The sequence below is a fragment of the Citrobacter sp. S55_ASV_140 genome (assembly GCF_018919505.1).
GTDB classification, from domain to species: Bacteria; Pseudomonadota; Gammaproteobacteria; order Enterobacterales; family Enterobacteriaceae; genus Citrobacter; species Citrobacter werkmanii.
Genome location: NZ_JAHLQZ010000093.1, coordinates 1 through 15,746 on the forward strand (window position 1 = coordinate 1; position 15,746 = coordinate 15,746).

A 15,746-nucleotide genomic window follows, 5' to 3' on the forward strand; every position below is an offset into this window, starting at 1 on the left:
AAGAATTACAGCAGGAGACCCTGTCGATTGTCGGCTGGCGCGACGTGCCGACCAACGAAGGTGTTCTCGGTGAAATCGCTCTATCCTCCCTGCCTCGTATTGAGCAAATTTTCGTTAACGCCCCTGCGGGTTGGCGCCCACGTGATATGGAACGCCGCCTGTTCATTGCTCGCCGTCGTATTGAAAAACGCCTCCTGCAAGATAAAGACTTCTACGTCTGTAGCCTGTCGAACCTGGTCAATATCTATAAAGGTCTGTGTATGCCGGCGGATCTGCCGCGCTTTTACCTGGACCTCGCGGACCTGCGTCTGGAATCAGCTATCTGCCTGTTCCACCAGCGCTTCTCCACCAACACCGTGCCGCGCTGGCCGCTGGCGCAGCCGTTCCGCTACCTGGCGCACAACGGCGAGATCAACACCATCACAGGTAACCGCCAGTGGGCGCGCGCCCGTACCTATAAATTCCAGACGCCGCTGATCCCTGACCTGCATGACGCGGCGCCGTTCGTCAACGAAACCGGCTCCGACTCCAGTTCGATGGATAATATGCTGGAGCTGCTGCTGGCGGGCGGGATGGACATCATCCGCGCCATGCGCTTACTGGTGCCGCCGGCCTGGCAGAACAACCCGGATATGGATCCGGAGCTACGCGCGTTCTTTGACTTCAACTCTATGCACATGGAACCGTGGGACGGCCCGGCGGGCATCGTCATGTCCGATGGTCGCTTTGCCGCCTGTAACCTCGATCGTAACGGCCTGCGCCCGGCGCGCTACGTCATCACCAAAGACAAGCTGATTACCTGCGCCTCTGAAGTCGGGATCTGGGATTATCAGCCGGATGAAGTGGTGGAAAAAGGCCGCGTCGGCCCTGGCGAGCTGATGGTTATCGACACCCGCAGCGGCCGCATTCTGCACTCAGCGGAAACCGATAATGACCTGAAAAGCCGCCACCCCTACAAAGAGTGGATGGAGAAAAACGTTCGTCGCCTGGTGCCGTTCGAAGAGCTGGCTGACGATCAGGTCGGCAGCCGCGAGCTGGACGATGATACCCTCGCCAGCTACCAGAAACAGTTTAACTACAGCGCCGAAGAGCTGGATTCCGTCATTCGCGTGCTCGGTGAAAACGGCCAGGAAGCGGTCGGCTCAATGGGTGACGATACCCCGTTTGCCGTGCTGTCCAGCCAGCCGCGCATCATTTATGACTACTTCCGCCAGCAGTTCGCGCAGGTGACTAACCCGCCGATCGACCCGCTGCGTGAAGCGCACGTTATGTCGCTGGCCACCAGCATCGGTCGCGAAATGAACGTCTTCTGCGAAGCCGAAGGTCAGGCACACCGTCTGAGCTTTAAATCGCCGATCCTGCTGTACTCCGATTTCACCCAGCTCACCACCATGAAAGAGGAGCATTATCGCGCTGACCGGCTGGATATCACCTTTGACGTGACCGAAACCACGCTGGAGGAGACGGTGAAAGCCTTGTGCGATAAGGCGGAACAGATGGTACGTAACGGCACGGTGCTCCTGGTGCTCTCTGACCGTAACATCGCGAAAAACCGCTTGCCGGTTCCGGCACCGATGGCCGTGGGCGCAGTGCAAACGCGTCTGGTAGAACAAAGCCTGCGTTGCGACGCCAACATCATCGTTGAAACGGCGAGCGCGCGTGACCCGCACCACTTCGCGGTGCTGCTCGGCTTCGGTGCGACGGCCATTTATCCGTATCTGGCCTATGAAACGCTGGGGCGTCTGATCGACACTCAGGCGATTGCCAAAGATTACCGGACCGTGATGCTGAACTACCGTAACGGCATCAACAAAGGTCTGTACAAGATCATGTCCAAAATGGGCATCTCAACCATCGCCTCTTACCGCTGCTCGAAGCTGTTTGAAGCCGTTGGTCTGCACGATGATGTTGTGGCGCTGTGCTTCCAGGGCGTAGTCAGCCGCATCAGCGGCGCAGCTTTTACCGACTTCCAGCAGGATCTGCTAAACCTCTCGAAACATGCCTGGCTGGCGCGGAAACCGATTAGCCAGGGCGGTTTGCTGAAGTACGTCCACGGCGGCGAATACCACGCTTACAACCCGGACGTGGTACGCACGCTGCAACTGGCTGTACAAAGCGGCGAATACAGCGACTATCAGGAATATGCCAAGCTGGTCAATGAGCGTCCGGCGGCCACGCTGCGCGATCTGCTGGCGATTACGCCTGGCGATGAAGCCGTGAGCATTGACGAGGTAGAGCCCGCGAGCGAATTATTTAAACGCTTTGATACCGCAGCCATGTCTATCGGCGCATTAAGCCCGGAAGCACATGAGGCGCTGGCGGAAGCGATGAACAGCATCGGCGGTAACTCTAACTCCGGCGAAGGCGGCGAAGATCCTGCGCGTTATGGCACCAACAAGGTATCGCGTATTAAGCAGGTGGCTTCCGGTCGCTTTGGCGTAACCCCGGCGTACCTGGTCAACGCCGACGTCATTCAGATTAAAGTCGCTCAGGGCGCGAAGCCGGGCGAAGGCGGTCAGTTGCCGGGTGATAAAGTTACCCCGTACATCGCCAAACTGCGCTATTCGGTGCCGGGGGTGACGCTGATCTCCCCGCCGCCACACCACGATATCTACTCTATCGAGGACTTAGCGCAGCTGATTTTCGACCTTAAACAGGTTAACCCGAAAGCGATGATCTCGGTGAAGCTGGTGTCCGAACCGGGTGTCGGCACCATCGCTACCGGCGTGGCAAAAGCCTATGCGGATCTGATCACCATCGCCGGCTACGACGGCGGCACCGGCGCAAGCCCGCTCTCCTCTGTGAAATATGCGGGTTGCCCATGGGAGCTGGGTCTGGTGGAAACCCAGCAGGCGTTGGTCGCCAACGGTCTGCGTCATAAGATTCGTCTGCAGGTCGATGGCGGTCTGAAAACCGGCGTGGATATCATTAAAGCGGCGATTCTTGGCGCGGAAAGCTTTGGTTTCGGCACCGGCCCAATGGTCGCGCTGGGCTGTAAATACCTGCGTATTTGCCATCTGAATAACTGCGCAACCGGCGTGGCAACTCAGGACGACAAACTGCGTAAGAACCACTATCACGGTCTGCCGTTCAAAGTGACCAACTACTTTGAATTTATCGCCCGCGAAGTACGCGAGCTGATGGCCGAGCTGGGCGTGAAACGTCTGGTGGATCTGATTGGTCGTACCGACCTGCTCAAAGAGCTGGAAGGGTTTACCGCCAAACAGCAGAAGCTGGAGCTGTCGCGTCTGCTGGAAACCGCCGAGCCGCATCCTGGTAAGGCGTTATTCTGCACCGAGAACAACCCGCCGTTTGATAACGGCGTGCTGAACGCACAGCTACTGCAACAGGCAAAACCGTATGTCGACGAGCGCCAGAGCAAAACCTTCTGGTTCGATATCCGCAACACCGACCGTTCCGTCGGCGCGTCGCTGTCTGGCTATATTGCCCAAACCCACGGCGATCAGGGCCTGGCATCTGACCCAATTAAAGCGCACTTCAACGGTACTGCAGGCCAGAGCTTTGGCGTGTGGAACGCGGGCGGCGTCGAGCTGTATCTGACCGGCGATGCCAACGACTATGTCGGCAAAGGTATGGCGGGCGGCCTTATCGCGATTCGTCCGCCAATAGGTTCCGCATTTCTCAGTCATAAAGCGAGCATCATCGGTAATACCTGCCTGTACGGCGCCACCGGCGGTCGTCTGTTTGCGGCAGGTCGTGCGGGCGAGCGCTTTGCGGTGCGTAACTCCGGCGCAATCACCGTGGTGGAAGGTATCGGCGACAACGGCTGCGAATACATGACCGGCGGCATCGTCTGTATTCTCGGCAAAACGGGCGTTAACTTCGGGGCAGGCATGACGGGCGGATTCGCCTACGTACTGGATGAAGATGGCGATTTCCGCAAGCGCGTGAACCCGGAACTGGTGGAAGTGCTGGACGTTGATTCTCTTGCCATTCACGAAGAACACCTGCGCGGTCTGATTACCGAGCACGTACAACATACCGGCTCTTCACGCGGCGAAGAGATCCTGGCTAACTGGCCAGCATTCTCAGCGAAATTCGCGCTGGTAAAACCAAAATCCAGTGATGTGAAAGCACTGTTGGGTCACCGTAGTCGTAGCGCAGCAGAGCTGCGTGTGCAGGCGCAGTAAGGGGTAGCAGCAATGAGTCAGAACGTATACCAATTTATCGACCTGCAGCGTGTTGATCCGCCTAAGAAACCGCTGAAGATCCGTAAGATCGAGTTTATCGAGATCTACGAGCCTTTTTCTGAAGGCCAGGCGAAAGCGCAGGCGGATCGCTGCCTGTCCTGCGGCAACCCGTACTGCGAGTGGAAGTGCCCGGTGCATAACTACATCCCAAACTGGCTGAAGCTGGCCAACGAGGGGCGTATTTTTGAAGCGGCTGAGCTGTCACACCAGACCAACACCCTGCCGGAAGTTTGCGGCCGCGTCTGCCCGCAGGATCGTCTGTGTGAAGGATCCTGTACCCTGAATGACGAGTTCGGCGCGGTGACCATCGGTAACATCGAGCGCTATATCAACGATAAAGCGTTCGAAATGGGCTGGCGCCCGGATATGACCGGTGTGCGCCAGACGGACAAACGCGTGGCGATTATCGGTGCGGGGCCGGCGGGCCTGGCCTGCGCTGATGTGCTAACCCGCAACGGCGTGAAGGCAGTGGTGTTTGATCGTCATCCGGAGATCGGTGGTCTGCTGACCTTCGGCATTCCGGCTTTCAAGCTGGAGAAAGAGGTCATGACCCGCCGCCGTGAAATCTTCACCGGCATGGGTATTGAGTTCAAACTCAACGTGGAAGTGGGCCGTGACGTCCAGCTCGACGACCTGCTGAAGGATTACGACGCGGTATTCCTTGGCGTAGGTACTTATCAGTCGATGCGCGGCGGACTGGAGAACGAAGACGCTTCCGGCGTATTCGACGCCCTGCCATTCCTGATCGCCAATACTAAACAGTTGATGGGCTTTGGCGAAAGCAGCGACGAGCCGTACATCAGCATGGAAGGCAAACGCGTCGTCGTTCTCGGCGGTGGCGATACGGCAATGGACTGCGTGCGCACCTCGGTTCGCCAGAACGCAGCACATGTAATCTGCGCCTATCGCCGCGACGAAGAGAACATGCCGGGTTCCAAGCGCGAAGTGAAAAACGCGCGTGAAGAAGGCGTGGAATTCCAGTTCAACGTCCAGCCGTTAGGCGTGGAAGTGAATGCCAACGGTAAAGTATGCGGCGTGAAAATGGCGCGTACCGAAATGGGCGAACCGGATGCGAAGGGTCGTCGCCGCGCGGAGATCGTCGCCGGTTCCGAGCACGTTGTACCGGCGGATGCGGTGGTACTGGCGTTTGGTTTCCGTCCGCACAGTATGGAATGGCTGGCAAAACACAGCGTCGAACTGGATTCTCAGGGCCGGATTATCGCCCCTGAGCGCAGTGACATCGCCTTTCAGACCAGCAACCCGAAAATCTTCGCCGGTGGCGATATCGTGCGCGGTTCTGATCTGGTGGTCACCGCGATTGCCGAAGGTCGTAAAGCGGCTGACGGGATTCTGAATTATCTGGAAGTGTAACTCTTCGGGCTCCCCTGCCACAGCCTGACGCTGATGGATGGGGAGCTAATATTTTTCCGCTTACATGGTCAGCTTACTGGTATTACTCACAGACGAACTCATTCGTTCGCAAACCATGCTGGAAACTCAACTCGCACGCGGTGGTTCACTGACGACGGAGAAAAATTAGCGAAACCATTAACCCCATGAATAATCATCAAGAAAACATCACACGAAAACGTTTGCTTTATTCTGAGAACTGTATATTATGCGGCGGATTTTTTGGGCAAAATTCATGGAGGCGTTGTGTCGCAGGACAACAATTATAGCCAGGGCCCCGTCCCTCTGGCGGCGCGGAAAGGCGTGATACCACTAACGTTTGTTATGTTGGGGCTCACATTTTTTTCCGCCAGTATGTGGACCGGTGGCACACTCGGTACCGGTCTTTCTTATAATGATTTCTTCCTCGCAGTTCTCTTCGGTAATCTTCTCCTCGGTATTTACACTGCATTTCTCGGTTTCATCGGCGCAAAAACCGGACTCTCCACCCACCTCCTTGCTCGTTACTCATTTGGCGTGAAAGGTTCCTGGCTTCCTTCACTGCTATTAGGCGGCACCCAGGTCGGCTGGTTTGGCGTGGGTGTAGCCATGTTTGCCATCCCGGTTGGCAAAGCGACGGGGATTGACGTCAATATCCTGATTGCGGTTTCCGGTCTGCTGATGACGATGACTATCTTTTTTGGCATCTCGGCCCTGACCATTTTATCTATCATCGCTGTGCCCGCCATCGTCATTCTTGGCAGCTACTCCGTCTGGCTTGCGGTGAGCGATGTCGGCGGTTTAGACCATTTAAAAGCGATTGCGCCGCAAACGCCGCTTGATTTCTCCACCGCTCTCGCGCTGGTGGTAGGCTCGTTTGTCAGCGCCGGGACGTTAACTGCTGACTTCGTTCGCTTTGGCCGCAATGCCAAAGGCGCGGTGCTGATTGCCATGGTCGCTTTTTTCCTTGGCAACTCGTTGATGTTTATCTTCGGTGCGGCGGGCGCCGCTGCAGTCGGACAAGCAGATATTTCTGACGTGATGATAGCCCAGGGCCTGCTGCTGCCAGCAATTGTGGTGCTCGGCCTGAATATCTGGACCACTAATGACAATGCGCTGTACGCATCGGGTCTGGGATTTGCCAATATTACCGGCCTTTCCAGCCGTACGCTGTCGGTGGCTAACGGCATTATCGGCACACTGTGCGCGCTGTGGCTTTACAATAACTTTGTTGGCTGGCTAACATTTCTGTCGGCAGCGATTCCGCCGATTGGCGGGGTGATTATCGCCGACTATCTGCTGAACCATCGCCGATATGCCGATTTCAGCAAAGCACGATTTATGACCGTCAACTGGATAGCTATTTTGTCCGTTGCGCTGGGCATCGCCGCCGGTCACTATATTCCCGGTATTGTGCCAGTCAACGCCGTACTCGGCGGCGTATTCAGCTATATCCTGCTGAATCCACTTTTCAATCGCAGCCTTGCTAAATCACCAGAGGTCAGCCATGCAGAACAATAACATCACCATCCGTCAGGCGCGTTTACAGGGACGCGAAGGATTATGGCAGCTCACGATTGAAAACGGGCGCTTCAGCCGGATTGAGCCTCAGGACGCAGCTGCGTTACCACAAGGCGAAGTACTTGATGCCGAGGGTGGTCTGGCAATCCCACCGTTCGTTGAGCCACATATCCATCTGGATACAACGCAAACCGCGGGTGAGCCGAGCTGGAACCAGTCTGGTACGTTGTTTGAGGGTATTGAACGCTGGGCCGAGCGTAAGGCAATGCTGACTCACGAAGACGTAAAAGCGCGCGCGATGCAAACCCTGAAATGGCAGATGGCTAATGGCATCCAGTATGTCCGTACCCACGTTGACGTTTCCGATCCTACGCTAACGGCTTTGAAAGCCATGCTGGAGGTGAAGCAAGAGGTCGCGCCGTGGGTAGAGCTGCAAATTGTCGCATTCCCGCAAGAAGGTATTCTGTCTTATCCCAACGGTGAAGCGCTGTTAGAGGAAGCCGTGCGTTTGGGGGCCGATGTCATCGGCGCGATTCCCCACTTTGAATTTACGCGTGAATATGGCGTGGAGTCGCTGCACAAAATCTTCGCCCTGGCGCAAAAATACGACCGACTTATCGATGTGCACTGCGACGAAATTGACGATGAGCAATCACGCTTTGTTGAAACCGTCGCGGCGCTGGCGCATCGCTACAATATGGGCGAGCGCGTGACTGCCAGTCATACCACGGCAATGCACTCCTATAACGGCGCATATGCTTCCCGTCTTTTCCGCCTGTTGAAAATGTCCGGTATTAACTTTGTCGCCAATCCACTGGTGAATATTCACCTGCAAGGACGCTTTGACACTTATCCTAAACGCCGCGGCGTCACGCGCGTCAAAGAGATGCTGGAAGCGGAGATCAACGTCTGCTTCGGTCATGATGACGTCTTCGATCCGTGGTATCCATTAGGCACGGCAAATATGTTACAGGTGCTGCATATGGGGTTACACGTGTGCCAGCTGATGGGATACGGACAGATAAATGATGGACTGAATCTGATCACTACCCACAGCGCGAAAACCCTGCACCTGCAAGACTATGGCCTGAGCGTGGGGAACACCGCGAATCTGGTGATTTTACCGGCTGAAAATGGATTTGACGCGGTTCGTCGCCAGACGCCTGCGCGGTATTCTATTCGTCATGGGCGAGTCATTGCCGAGACAGTCCCCAGCCAAACCACGCTGCACTTGACGCAGCCGGAAGCAGTGACGTTTAAGCGCTAAATTGTTATATCCCGTGTCGGATGGCGCCAACCTTGTCATCCGACACCGTCTCTCTCATCGTCAGGCGTGTAATAAGCTGGCGCGCACCTTAATCACGACTTTTTTGATTTCCCCTGGGTCCCCCACTGCACAACCCGGTTTATGCGGTTCACCCGGCATAAAAATTGCGAATCTTCCCGGCTTTAAGGTGAGCGCCTGCTCATCGGCAATGTGATTGCACAGTTGATAATCGTCCTCAGCATGTATCTCTTCGCACTGGCGAGCAGAATCGGTCATCCCGAACAGAATGCGTTCTTCACCGGACAATAGCACCTGAATATCAATGTACTGCTGATGCAGCTCCGCTTTTTTTTGCTCTGGGCTCTGCGTGACGAACTGCATGACGTTCATAAAAATATTATCGCCCTGCAGCTCATAGCATCCTGGTACTTTCTCCTGCGGCCTTGCCGCAACGGCCAGCGTTAGCGCTTCCTGCAATACCGGATGTAATCCGGAAGAAGGCAGTGAACGCAGCTCATCGGTCATCATCATTATTCTCCCCGGGCCAACAGCGCAGCCCCCAATAATCCAGCGTCATGACGGTAATGCGCTGCCAGTAATTCCACGTGATAGGCCGCTGGCTCTTGTGCCAGATAATGTTCCACCAGCGCCAGATACCCTTCAGCCAGCCCAACGCTGCCGCCAATGACCATGCACTGGCAATCGGTCATGGCCTTCACATCAGCGACAAGCCTTGCCAATGTTCGCGCTGAGCGATGGATCAACTGGCTTGCCTGCTCATCACCCTGCCCGGCACGGCTAAAAATAGTTTTGGCGTCGCATCCGGCAAGCGCGCCTTCAGCAGCCGCCGCGATCCCACGACCGGATGCGATCGCTTCAACGCAGCCCACACGCCCGCAGCCACACACGGGTCCATGCGGATCGGCCAGCGTATGTCCCAGATGCCCGGCCAGACCGCCGACTCCGGTCAGCAGTTTCCCAGCACTCACTACCCCGCCGCCCACGCCGGTGGAAACAGTAATAAACACCATATCGCGATACTCGCCGCCAAGCGCATGATACTCAGCCCACGCCGCGGCCTGCGCATCATTGACCGCCAGCGTCGGCAAACCGGTGAGATCTTTTAGCGTTTGCCGCAGCGGAAAATGCAGCAACCCGCCGAGGTTATGCGGATTCAGCGCCAGCAGAGAACCCTCATGGATAATCCCCGTCGAGGCGATCGCCACCCGCTTCGCCTGCTCTTGTAGTGGCGCAATCAGTGCCTGTAACGCGGCGCGCAGCGCATCCGGCGTTTTGCTGGCAGGCGTTGGCAATTCACGCCGTTCGCGGATTTGCAGACTGCTGTCCACCAACGCGGCAGCCAGTTTGGTGCCGCCAATATCAATCGCCAGCGTAGTCATAACGCTGCCTTCTGCATCGCGGTGATAAGCTTTTTATCCCACTGCTCAAATAACGACATCGTTCTTCCCTTTCGCTAGTTGCCCGGTTTAGCGCCGGGCGACCCGATTAACTTTTGGATTTCACCATGGTGCTTTTGTCACCGCCGAACGGCACGGCCCCGCTAAATGGCCGACCATCGATGGCATCATGCGTGCGTAACGCTTCAGGGCGCAGCCAGCGCTGTACGCGGGACGGCATATCGAGACCAATCAGCAGGATCACCACAAATGTCAGGCCGAAGGAGAGCGATCCCAGCGCAGTACCCAGATCCAGACGTTGTGCAATCAGCGCGCCGATGATCGGCGCCAGTGCCCCGCCCAGCGCCCCAACGTTGTAGGTGAAGCCCAGACCCGCAGCACGCTGGTCAGTATCGAAATAGCCGCCGATTAATTTCGGTAAGATCCCGGAGATCCCCTGACCGAGCATTTGCTGGAAAAACAGCAGCAAACCCAGGACCCAGACGTTTGAACCACCGATCGCAAACACCGGAATAATCAGCAACTGCGAGGCCAAAAGACTGCAGACATAGGCTTTACGGGTGCCCAGCCAGTCGCCAAGAAACCCACCGACGCAGCAACCGACCGCCGCGCCAAAGCCGCTAAAGAAGAGCACTCTGGCAACCGTTGAGGGGTCATACATGAGTTCGGTTTTCAGATACGTGGGCAGCAGCGCCTGAATCGGCCACGAGTAAAGGAAAGCGAACAGCACGACGACCATCAGCATGACGCCCGTGGGCCAACGCTTACCGCTGCTTTGCACCATAAAGCTAATGAAGATAAATGCGCATATCAGTCCGAGAATCGCCACGATAGCCGCATTTTGCAGATTGCCCGCAAAGCAGAACCACAGCGCGGTTGCGGCGGCGAGAGTCATCAGAATATTGATAACCCGATGTTCGCCCCGGTAGAGAATGTCCACCATCGTCCGCACCGGCGCTTTGCCTTCGTGTTTCTCTTTCCAGTCTTCCGCTTCCGGAATATTTTTACGCAGCCAGAGGGCGAAGATAATCGGCAAAATGCCGATAAAGAACAGCGCGCGCCATCCCCAGACCGGAACCACCAGGCTGTAAACCTGGGCGGCGACCACGGCACCAACGGAGAAACCGGAGATCAGGAAACCACTGGCTTTGTTACGCAGGTGTTTAGGCCAGCTTTCAATGACATAGGTGGCGCTGGAGCCATACTCGCCGGCCATCCCCATCCCAATAACCAGGCGGGCGATAAACATGGTGGTGTAACCCGGCGCGAAGCCGCAAGCCAGCGTCCCTACAGAGAACAGTATGATGCTGGTAACCATCGCCAGGCGGCGTCCGTAACGGTCGCCCATGGCTCCCAACATTAACCCGCCAAACCAGCGGGAGATAAAGGCGGCTGAGATCAAACTGGCAGCCTGCACCGTCGTCAGACCGAATTCGCCTTGTACTTCCGTCAGCACAAGGGCGATTAACACAAAATCAAAACCATCAAGTAAATATCCCAGCCAGGCGGCGGAAAATGCCCGCCATTGCGCCCGATTGAGATGGCGATACCACGGGATGCTCTGGGTAGAAGTACTCATTTTACTCTCCCGACGATTTTTGTTGTTGTGCCGGATAGCGGCTTTGCCTTATCCGGCCTACGGTCGAAAATCCAGGCCGGGCGAGCGAAGCGTCCCCGGCGACCCGCGATTACGCCTTTTCCGCCAGCAGTTGGTTAGCCAGCGCTTTCAGTTCCGGCAGATAGCGTTCATCTACCGGGGCAAACGGCTTACGACACAGCGGAACAGAAACCACGTCCATATAGTGCAGTACCGTTTTCAGGCCACGGAACACGCCAACCTTAATGAGCAGATCGATAACCTTATTGCACTCAGTTTGCAGCTTTTGTGCCGTCCGGATATCGCCTTCTTTGAGCGCTTTCACAATTCCCTGATAACGCCATCCCATGATGTTGTAAGTGCTACCGATACCGCCATCTGCGCCCGCCAGCACACCAGAAGCGAAAATCTCGTCATAACCGTTATAAAGCACCAGATCGGGATGAGCGCGGCGGATCTGTTCCATCTGATAGAGATCGCCGGAAGTTTGCTTCAGCGCGCCAACGCCAGGTAGCGTCACCAGCGTGTTGATCTGATCCAGCGTCAGTTTTACGCCGCTCAGCGCCGGGATGTTATAGACCACCATCGGCAATCCATTCGCTGAATCAATAATTGCGCGGTAATGATCGCAGTGCTCTTCGAAGCTGAACGGATAGTAAAACGGCGTGACGGCTGAAACCGCATCAAAGCCGTAGCGATACGCGGCGCTCGCCAGCTGCTGGCTCTCTTCGGTGCTCACCGTGCCAACGTGGGCGATAAGCGTCACCTTGCCTTTCGCTTCTTCGGCAACAATTTCCAGCACCTGCTCTCTTTCAACGCGATTTTGGACAAAGGCCTCGCCCGTAGAGCCACCGACATAGAGCCCATCAATACCCTGGCCAATGTTGAAACGCACCAGCCGGCGCAGGCTCTCAACATCCAGCCGCTGTTGGTTATCGAATGGGGTTAACAACGCTGGCATTACGCCTTTTAGATCTCTTGCCATAACTACCTCTGTCGATGATTAGTGTTATCTGACTGCATACCTTTATACCTGTTATACCAGATCAAATAAGCAGCAATACAATACAGAACGCTTATAGTGCGATCTGCTTCACTAAACTCTTCATCCTTCGAGCCACCTCTGCGTTGGCTGCGTTCGCTCCCCCCGGTCACATAGTTATCTATGCTCCAGGGGACTCGCTCTCTTGCCGCCTTGATGCAACTTGAATGATTTTGAGTTTAAACGATCGTCAGGATCGCGATCACTTACGCAATTTTTTATTTTTGCTGAAGGCGTGCCAGGTTGCGGAAACGCTGTTGAGGTGTTCTTGCAGTGCGCGGTCAGCTTCTTCAGGATCGCGCTGGCGAATTGCGTCGACAATGGCGATATGCTGCTGATAACTCACGTTGTTGTGCTCATACAACTCTTGATCGGCAACGGTCGGGCGGGCAGCAATCAGCCAGTCTAACAGCGCAACATGGATCGCCATAAAGATGGGATTGCCCGGGATCTCCGCCAGCACGCGGTGAAAATCAACGTCCGAGCGAATGAACAGCGTATTGTCATCCAGCGACTGGCTGTTGATCTCCAGTGCTTTCGCCAGTCTGTCGATTTGCTCGTCAGTAGCATGTTCTGCGGCATATCGTACCAGGCTGGATTCAAAGAACAGTCGCAACTGCTCGAAGTGGGCTATGCCGCCGGGATGCGCGAGGAAATCTTTGGCCATACCGGAGAGCTCGCTGATAATGGTATCAGCCGAAGGACGCGAAACGCGGGCGCGCTCGCCGTTGTTGATTTGTACCAGGCCTTTGCGTTTTAACGCTGCCAGCGCTTCTCGTACAGAAGGACGGCCCACGTTAAAGAAGGCCATCAGCTCCCGCTCAGACGGCAGTTGTTCCCCCTCGCCAAATTCCCGACGACGGATCATCTGCTCCAGTTCTTCTTCAACCATCTCAGACAGTTTTTTACGCGCCAGCGGGCGATTGCGTAAGCTACGGCCAATGGTGGATGGAGAGTCTTCAGCTTGCGAATCAAATGCGTTCATAGGGTCCATTCAGCTAAGTCGTGGTGACAAACAACAGCGGGTTTATCCTAACACAGGATCGAAAGCAGGGTGAAATGATGGTCATCCAGACAGGCTGGCTTATGAATAATATATTTAATATTAATATTATATTTCGCTTAAACATGCTGATTATCTTTAATTAAACAAGACCATATCAGCTTCGTGAAATTTATGAATATGAACGTGATAATTTATCATAACCGACTATTTTATAACGAAAAATAAATTAACCATTGCATTAAAAATAAGATATCCACTCCATAAAAAGTGTCCAGAAAAATATAAGATCCATTTTGACAACAGCATTATTACCGGATTTATCATCTTCCCTGGCATGGAGTGAAACAATGTTCGGCATTATTATCTCTGTCATCGTTTTATTAACGATGGGTTACTTGATCCTCAAAAACTACAAACCCCAGGTCGTGCTGGCCGCAGCCGGGATCTTCCTGATGATCTGCGGCGTCTGGCTGGGTTACGGCATGCTGGTCGCTGACGATAAAAGTAGCGGCTATCTCCTGGTCGATATTTACAACGAAATTCTGCGTATGCTCTCAAATAGGGCGGCAGGGCTGGGGTTATCCATCATGGCGGTGGGCGGTTATGCCCGTTATATGGACTGGATGGGGGCCAGCAGAGCGATGGTTAGCCTGTTAAGCCGACCGCTGAAGCTAATCCGTTCCCCCTATGTCGTGCTGGCCGCCACCTATGTGATTGGTCAGATCATGGCGCAGTTCATTACCAGCGCTTCCGGGTTAGGCATGCTGCTGATGGTGACGCTTTTCCCAACGCTGGTCAGTCTTGGCGTGAGTCGATTATCCGCGGTTGCGGTCATTGCTACCTCGATGTCGATTGAATGGGGCATTCTGGAAACCAACTCTATTTTTGCCGCGCAGGTCGCGGGCATGAAAATCGCCACCTACTTCTTCCATTATCAGCTCCCCGTCGCCTCATGCGTTATTGTCGCTGTCGCCATTGCGCATTTTTTCGTACAGCGCCGATTTGATAAAAAAACGTTACCGGAAAACAACGGGTTCGCTGAGCAAAAGACGCTGGAAGATCTGCCCCCGCTGTATTACGCCATTTTACCGGTGATGCCGCTGATCCTGATGCTGGGTTCACTGTTGCTGGCACATATGGGATTAATGCAGGCAGAGCTGAATCTGGTGGTGGTGATGCTCATGAGCATGACGCTGACCATGTTTGTCGAATTCCTGCATAAACATAATCTGCGCGAAACAATGGATGATGTGCAGGCTTTTTTTGACGGCATGGGGACGCAGTTTGCCAACGTTGTCACGCTGGTGGTCGCCGGTGAGATCTTTGCCAAAGGGTTGACGACTATCGGCACAGTGGACGCCGTGATTAAAGGCGCGGAACACTCCGGCCTTGGCGGCATCGGCGTGATGATCATCATGGCCGTGGTCATCGCCGCCTGCGCGATCGTCATGGGATCAGGCAACGCACCGTTTATGTCTTTTGCCAGCCTGATCCCGGATATTGCCGCCGGGCTGCATATTCCGGCAGTAGTGATGATTATGCCGATGCATTTTGCCACTACGCTGGCGCGCGCGGTATCACCCATTACCGCGGTGATTGTCGTAACTTCAGGGATTGCCGGCGTGTCGCCATTTGAGGTGGTAAAGCGCACCGCTATTCCGATGGCAGTAGGATTTGTGGTGAATATGATAGTCACCATCGTGCTGTTTTATTGATTGCGGAGCCAGAAAACAGAACAGGCCCGAAAGGGCCTGTTTTTTTATTTCACTATTTATTTCACAACGCGTAGCGCTGGGCGCCCGCCGCGAGGCGGCGGCGGAGTGTCATCCGGATCGTTGTCGTCGCTGTTGTCAGGCTTATCGCCATCAATGACCGACATAACCGTTTCACTCTCAAAACCAGACGCTTCGTTGTCGTCATCATTTAAGCTGGCGACATCTTCGTCGTAGGCGGCTTCCGGTTCAAACATCGTACCGGCGCCGTTTTCACGAGCATAAATAGCCAGAACCGCAGCCAGCGGGACGGAAACCTGACGCGGCACACCACCGAAGCGCGCGTTAAAGCGTACTTCGTCGTTTGCCAGTTCCAGGTTCCCCACCGCGCGCGGTGCAATATTCAGAACTATTTGCCCGTCACGTGCGTATTCCATCGGAACCTGCACGTCCTGGAGCGTCACATCCACCACCAGATGCGGCGTGAGCTGGTTGTCTAACAACCACTCATAGAATGCGCGCAGCAGATACGGACGGCGTGGTGTTAGCTGTGGCAAATCCATACAGGTTAACCCCGGCCCAG

General features: G+C 55.2%; 11 protein-coding genes and 1 pseudogene. 6 read left to right on the plus strand and 6 right to left on the minus strand.

Translation table 11 applies throughout. From position 1 onward, the window contains the following. From gltB to KQJ18_RS14525, 5 genes and pseudogenes are all read left to right on the plus strand, one after another. Positions 1–4,151: glutamate synthase large subunit (gltB, locus tag KQJ18_RS14510; protein ID WP_216422176.1), on the plus strand; the 4,151-nt coding region annotated here is incomplete at its 5' end. 12 nt (positions 4,152–4,163) lie between these two features. Further along, the gene (locus KQJ18_RS14515; RefSeq protein WP_038634296.1) at positions 4,164–5,582 is read left to right on the plus strand and encodes a glutamate synthase small subunit; all 1,419 of its coding nucleotides are present in this window, start codon (positions 4,164–4,166) and stop codon (positions 5,580–5,582) included. An 82-nt stretch (positions 5,583–5,664) separates the two neighbouring features. Continuing rightward, positions 5,665–5,751: pseudogene (locus KQJ18_RS24670) on the plus strand (hypothetical protein); the annotation flags it as partial. A 116-nt stretch (positions 5,752–5,867) separates the two neighbouring features. After that, positions 5,868–7,121, plus strand: a complete 1,254-nt coding sequence (gene codB / locus KQJ18_RS14520) for a cytosine permease (RefSeq protein WP_216422178.1) — start codon at positions 5,868–5,870, stop codon at positions 7,119–7,121. Further along, complete coding sequence (locus KQJ18_RS14525; RefSeq protein ID WP_160955902.1) at positions 7,108–8,388, plus strand: cytosine deaminase; 1,281 nt, start codon at positions 7,108–7,110, stop codon at positions 8,386–8,388. Before codB ends, KQJ18_RS14525 begins: the two co-directional genes overlap by 14 nt. A 60-nt stretch (positions 8,389–8,448) precedes the next feature. Here KQJ18_RS14525 and nanQ read toward each other — a convergent pair whose 3' ends face one another. The 5 genes from nanQ to nanR all read right to left on the minus strand — a co-directional run bounded on the left by nanQ (position 8,449) and on the right by nanR (position 13,439). Next, the gene (nanQ, locus tag KQJ18_RS14530) at positions 8,449–8,916 is read right to left on the minus strand and encodes an N-acetylneuraminate anomerase (protein WP_038642896.1); all 468 of its coding nucleotides are present in this window, start codon (positions 8,914–8,916) and stop codon (positions 8,449–8,451) included. A gap of 2 nt (positions 8,917–8,918) precedes the next feature. After that, positions 8,919–9,788 carry an N-acetylmannosamine kinase gene (gene nanK / locus KQJ18_RS14535; protein WP_216422179.1) on the minus strand — a complete coding sequence of 290 codons (870 nt, stop codon included), beginning with the start codon at positions 9,786–9,788 and terminating at the stop codon, positions 8,919–8,921. A gap of 106 nt (positions 9,789–9,894) precedes the next feature. Beyond that, on the minus strand, positions 9,895–11,385 hold the full coding sequence (gene nanT / locus KQJ18_RS14540; RefSeq protein ID WP_038634306.1) for a sialic acid transporter NanT: 1,491 nt from the start codon (positions 11,383–11,385) through the stop codon (positions 9,895–9,897). 109 nt (positions 11,386–11,494) lie between these two features. After that, the gene (gene nanA / locus KQJ18_RS14545; protein ID WP_216422180.1) at positions 11,495–12,388 is read right to left on the minus strand and encodes an N-acetylneuraminate lyase; all 894 of its coding nucleotides are present in this window, start codon (positions 12,386–12,388) and stop codon (positions 11,495–11,497) included. A gap of 259 nt (positions 12,389–12,647) precedes the next feature. Next, positions 12,648–13,439, minus strand: coding sequence for a transcriptional regulator NanR (nanR, locus tag KQJ18_RS14550; protein ID WP_038634311.1), 792 nt, complete (start codon positions 13,437–13,439; stop codon positions 12,648–12,650). A 359-nt stretch (positions 13,440–13,798) separates the two neighbouring features. Between nanR and dcuC the strand changes: the two genes are divergently transcribed. Then, on the plus strand, positions 13,799–15,166 hold the full coding sequence (dcuC, locus tag KQJ18_RS14555) for an anaerobic C4-dicarboxylate transporter DcuC (RefSeq protein ID WP_216422181.1): 1,368 nt from the start codon (positions 13,799–13,801) through the stop codon (positions 15,164–15,166). 56 nt (positions 15,167–15,222) lie between these two features. Here the strand turns inward: dcuC and sspB are convergent, their stop codons facing one another. Then, positions 15,223–15,726 (minus strand): ClpXP protease specificity-enhancing factor, encoded by a 504-nt coding sequence (gene sspB / locus KQJ18_RS14560; protein ID WP_038634317.1) that lies wholly within the window; start codon positions 15,724–15,726, stop codon positions 15,223–15,225. Positions 15,727–15,746: the final 20 nt, after the last annotated feature.

Bases quoted from the DNA above. Each gene is read 5' to 3' on its own strand.
- nanR (WP_038634311.1), bottom strand. From the start codon at position 13,439: ATGGACCCTATGAACGCATTTGATTCGCAAGCTGAAGACTCTCCATCC.
- nanA (WP_216422180.1), bottom strand. From the start codon at position 12,388: ATGGCAAGAGATCTAAAAGGCGTAATGCCAGCGTTGTTAACCCCATTC.
- KQJ18_RS14515 (WP_038634296.1), top strand. From the start codon at position 4,164: ATGAGTCAGAACGTATACCAATTTATCGACCTGCAGCGTGTTGATCCG.
- nanT (WP_038634306.1), bottom strand. From the start codon at position 11,385: ATGAGTACTTCTACCCAGAGCATCCCGTGGTATCGCCATCTCAATCGG.
- sspB (WP_038634317.1), bottom strand. From the start codon at position 15,726: ATGGATTTGCCACAGCTAACACCACGCCGTCCGTATCTGCTGCGCGCA.
- nanQ (WP_038642896.1), bottom strand. From the start codon at position 8,916: ATGATGACCGATGAGCTGCGTTCACTGCCTTCTTCCGGATTACATCCG.
- dcuC (WP_216422181.1), top strand. From the start codon at position 13,799: ATGTTCGGCATTATTATCTCTGTCATCGTTTTATTAACGATGGGTTAC.
- nanK (WP_216422179.1), bottom strand. From the start codon at position 9,788: ATGACTACGCTGGCGATTGATATTGGCGGCACCAAACTGGCTGCCGCG.
- KQJ18_RS14525 (WP_160955902.1), top strand. From the start codon at position 7,108: ATGCAGAACAATAACATCACCATCCGTCAGGCGCGTTTACAGGGACGC.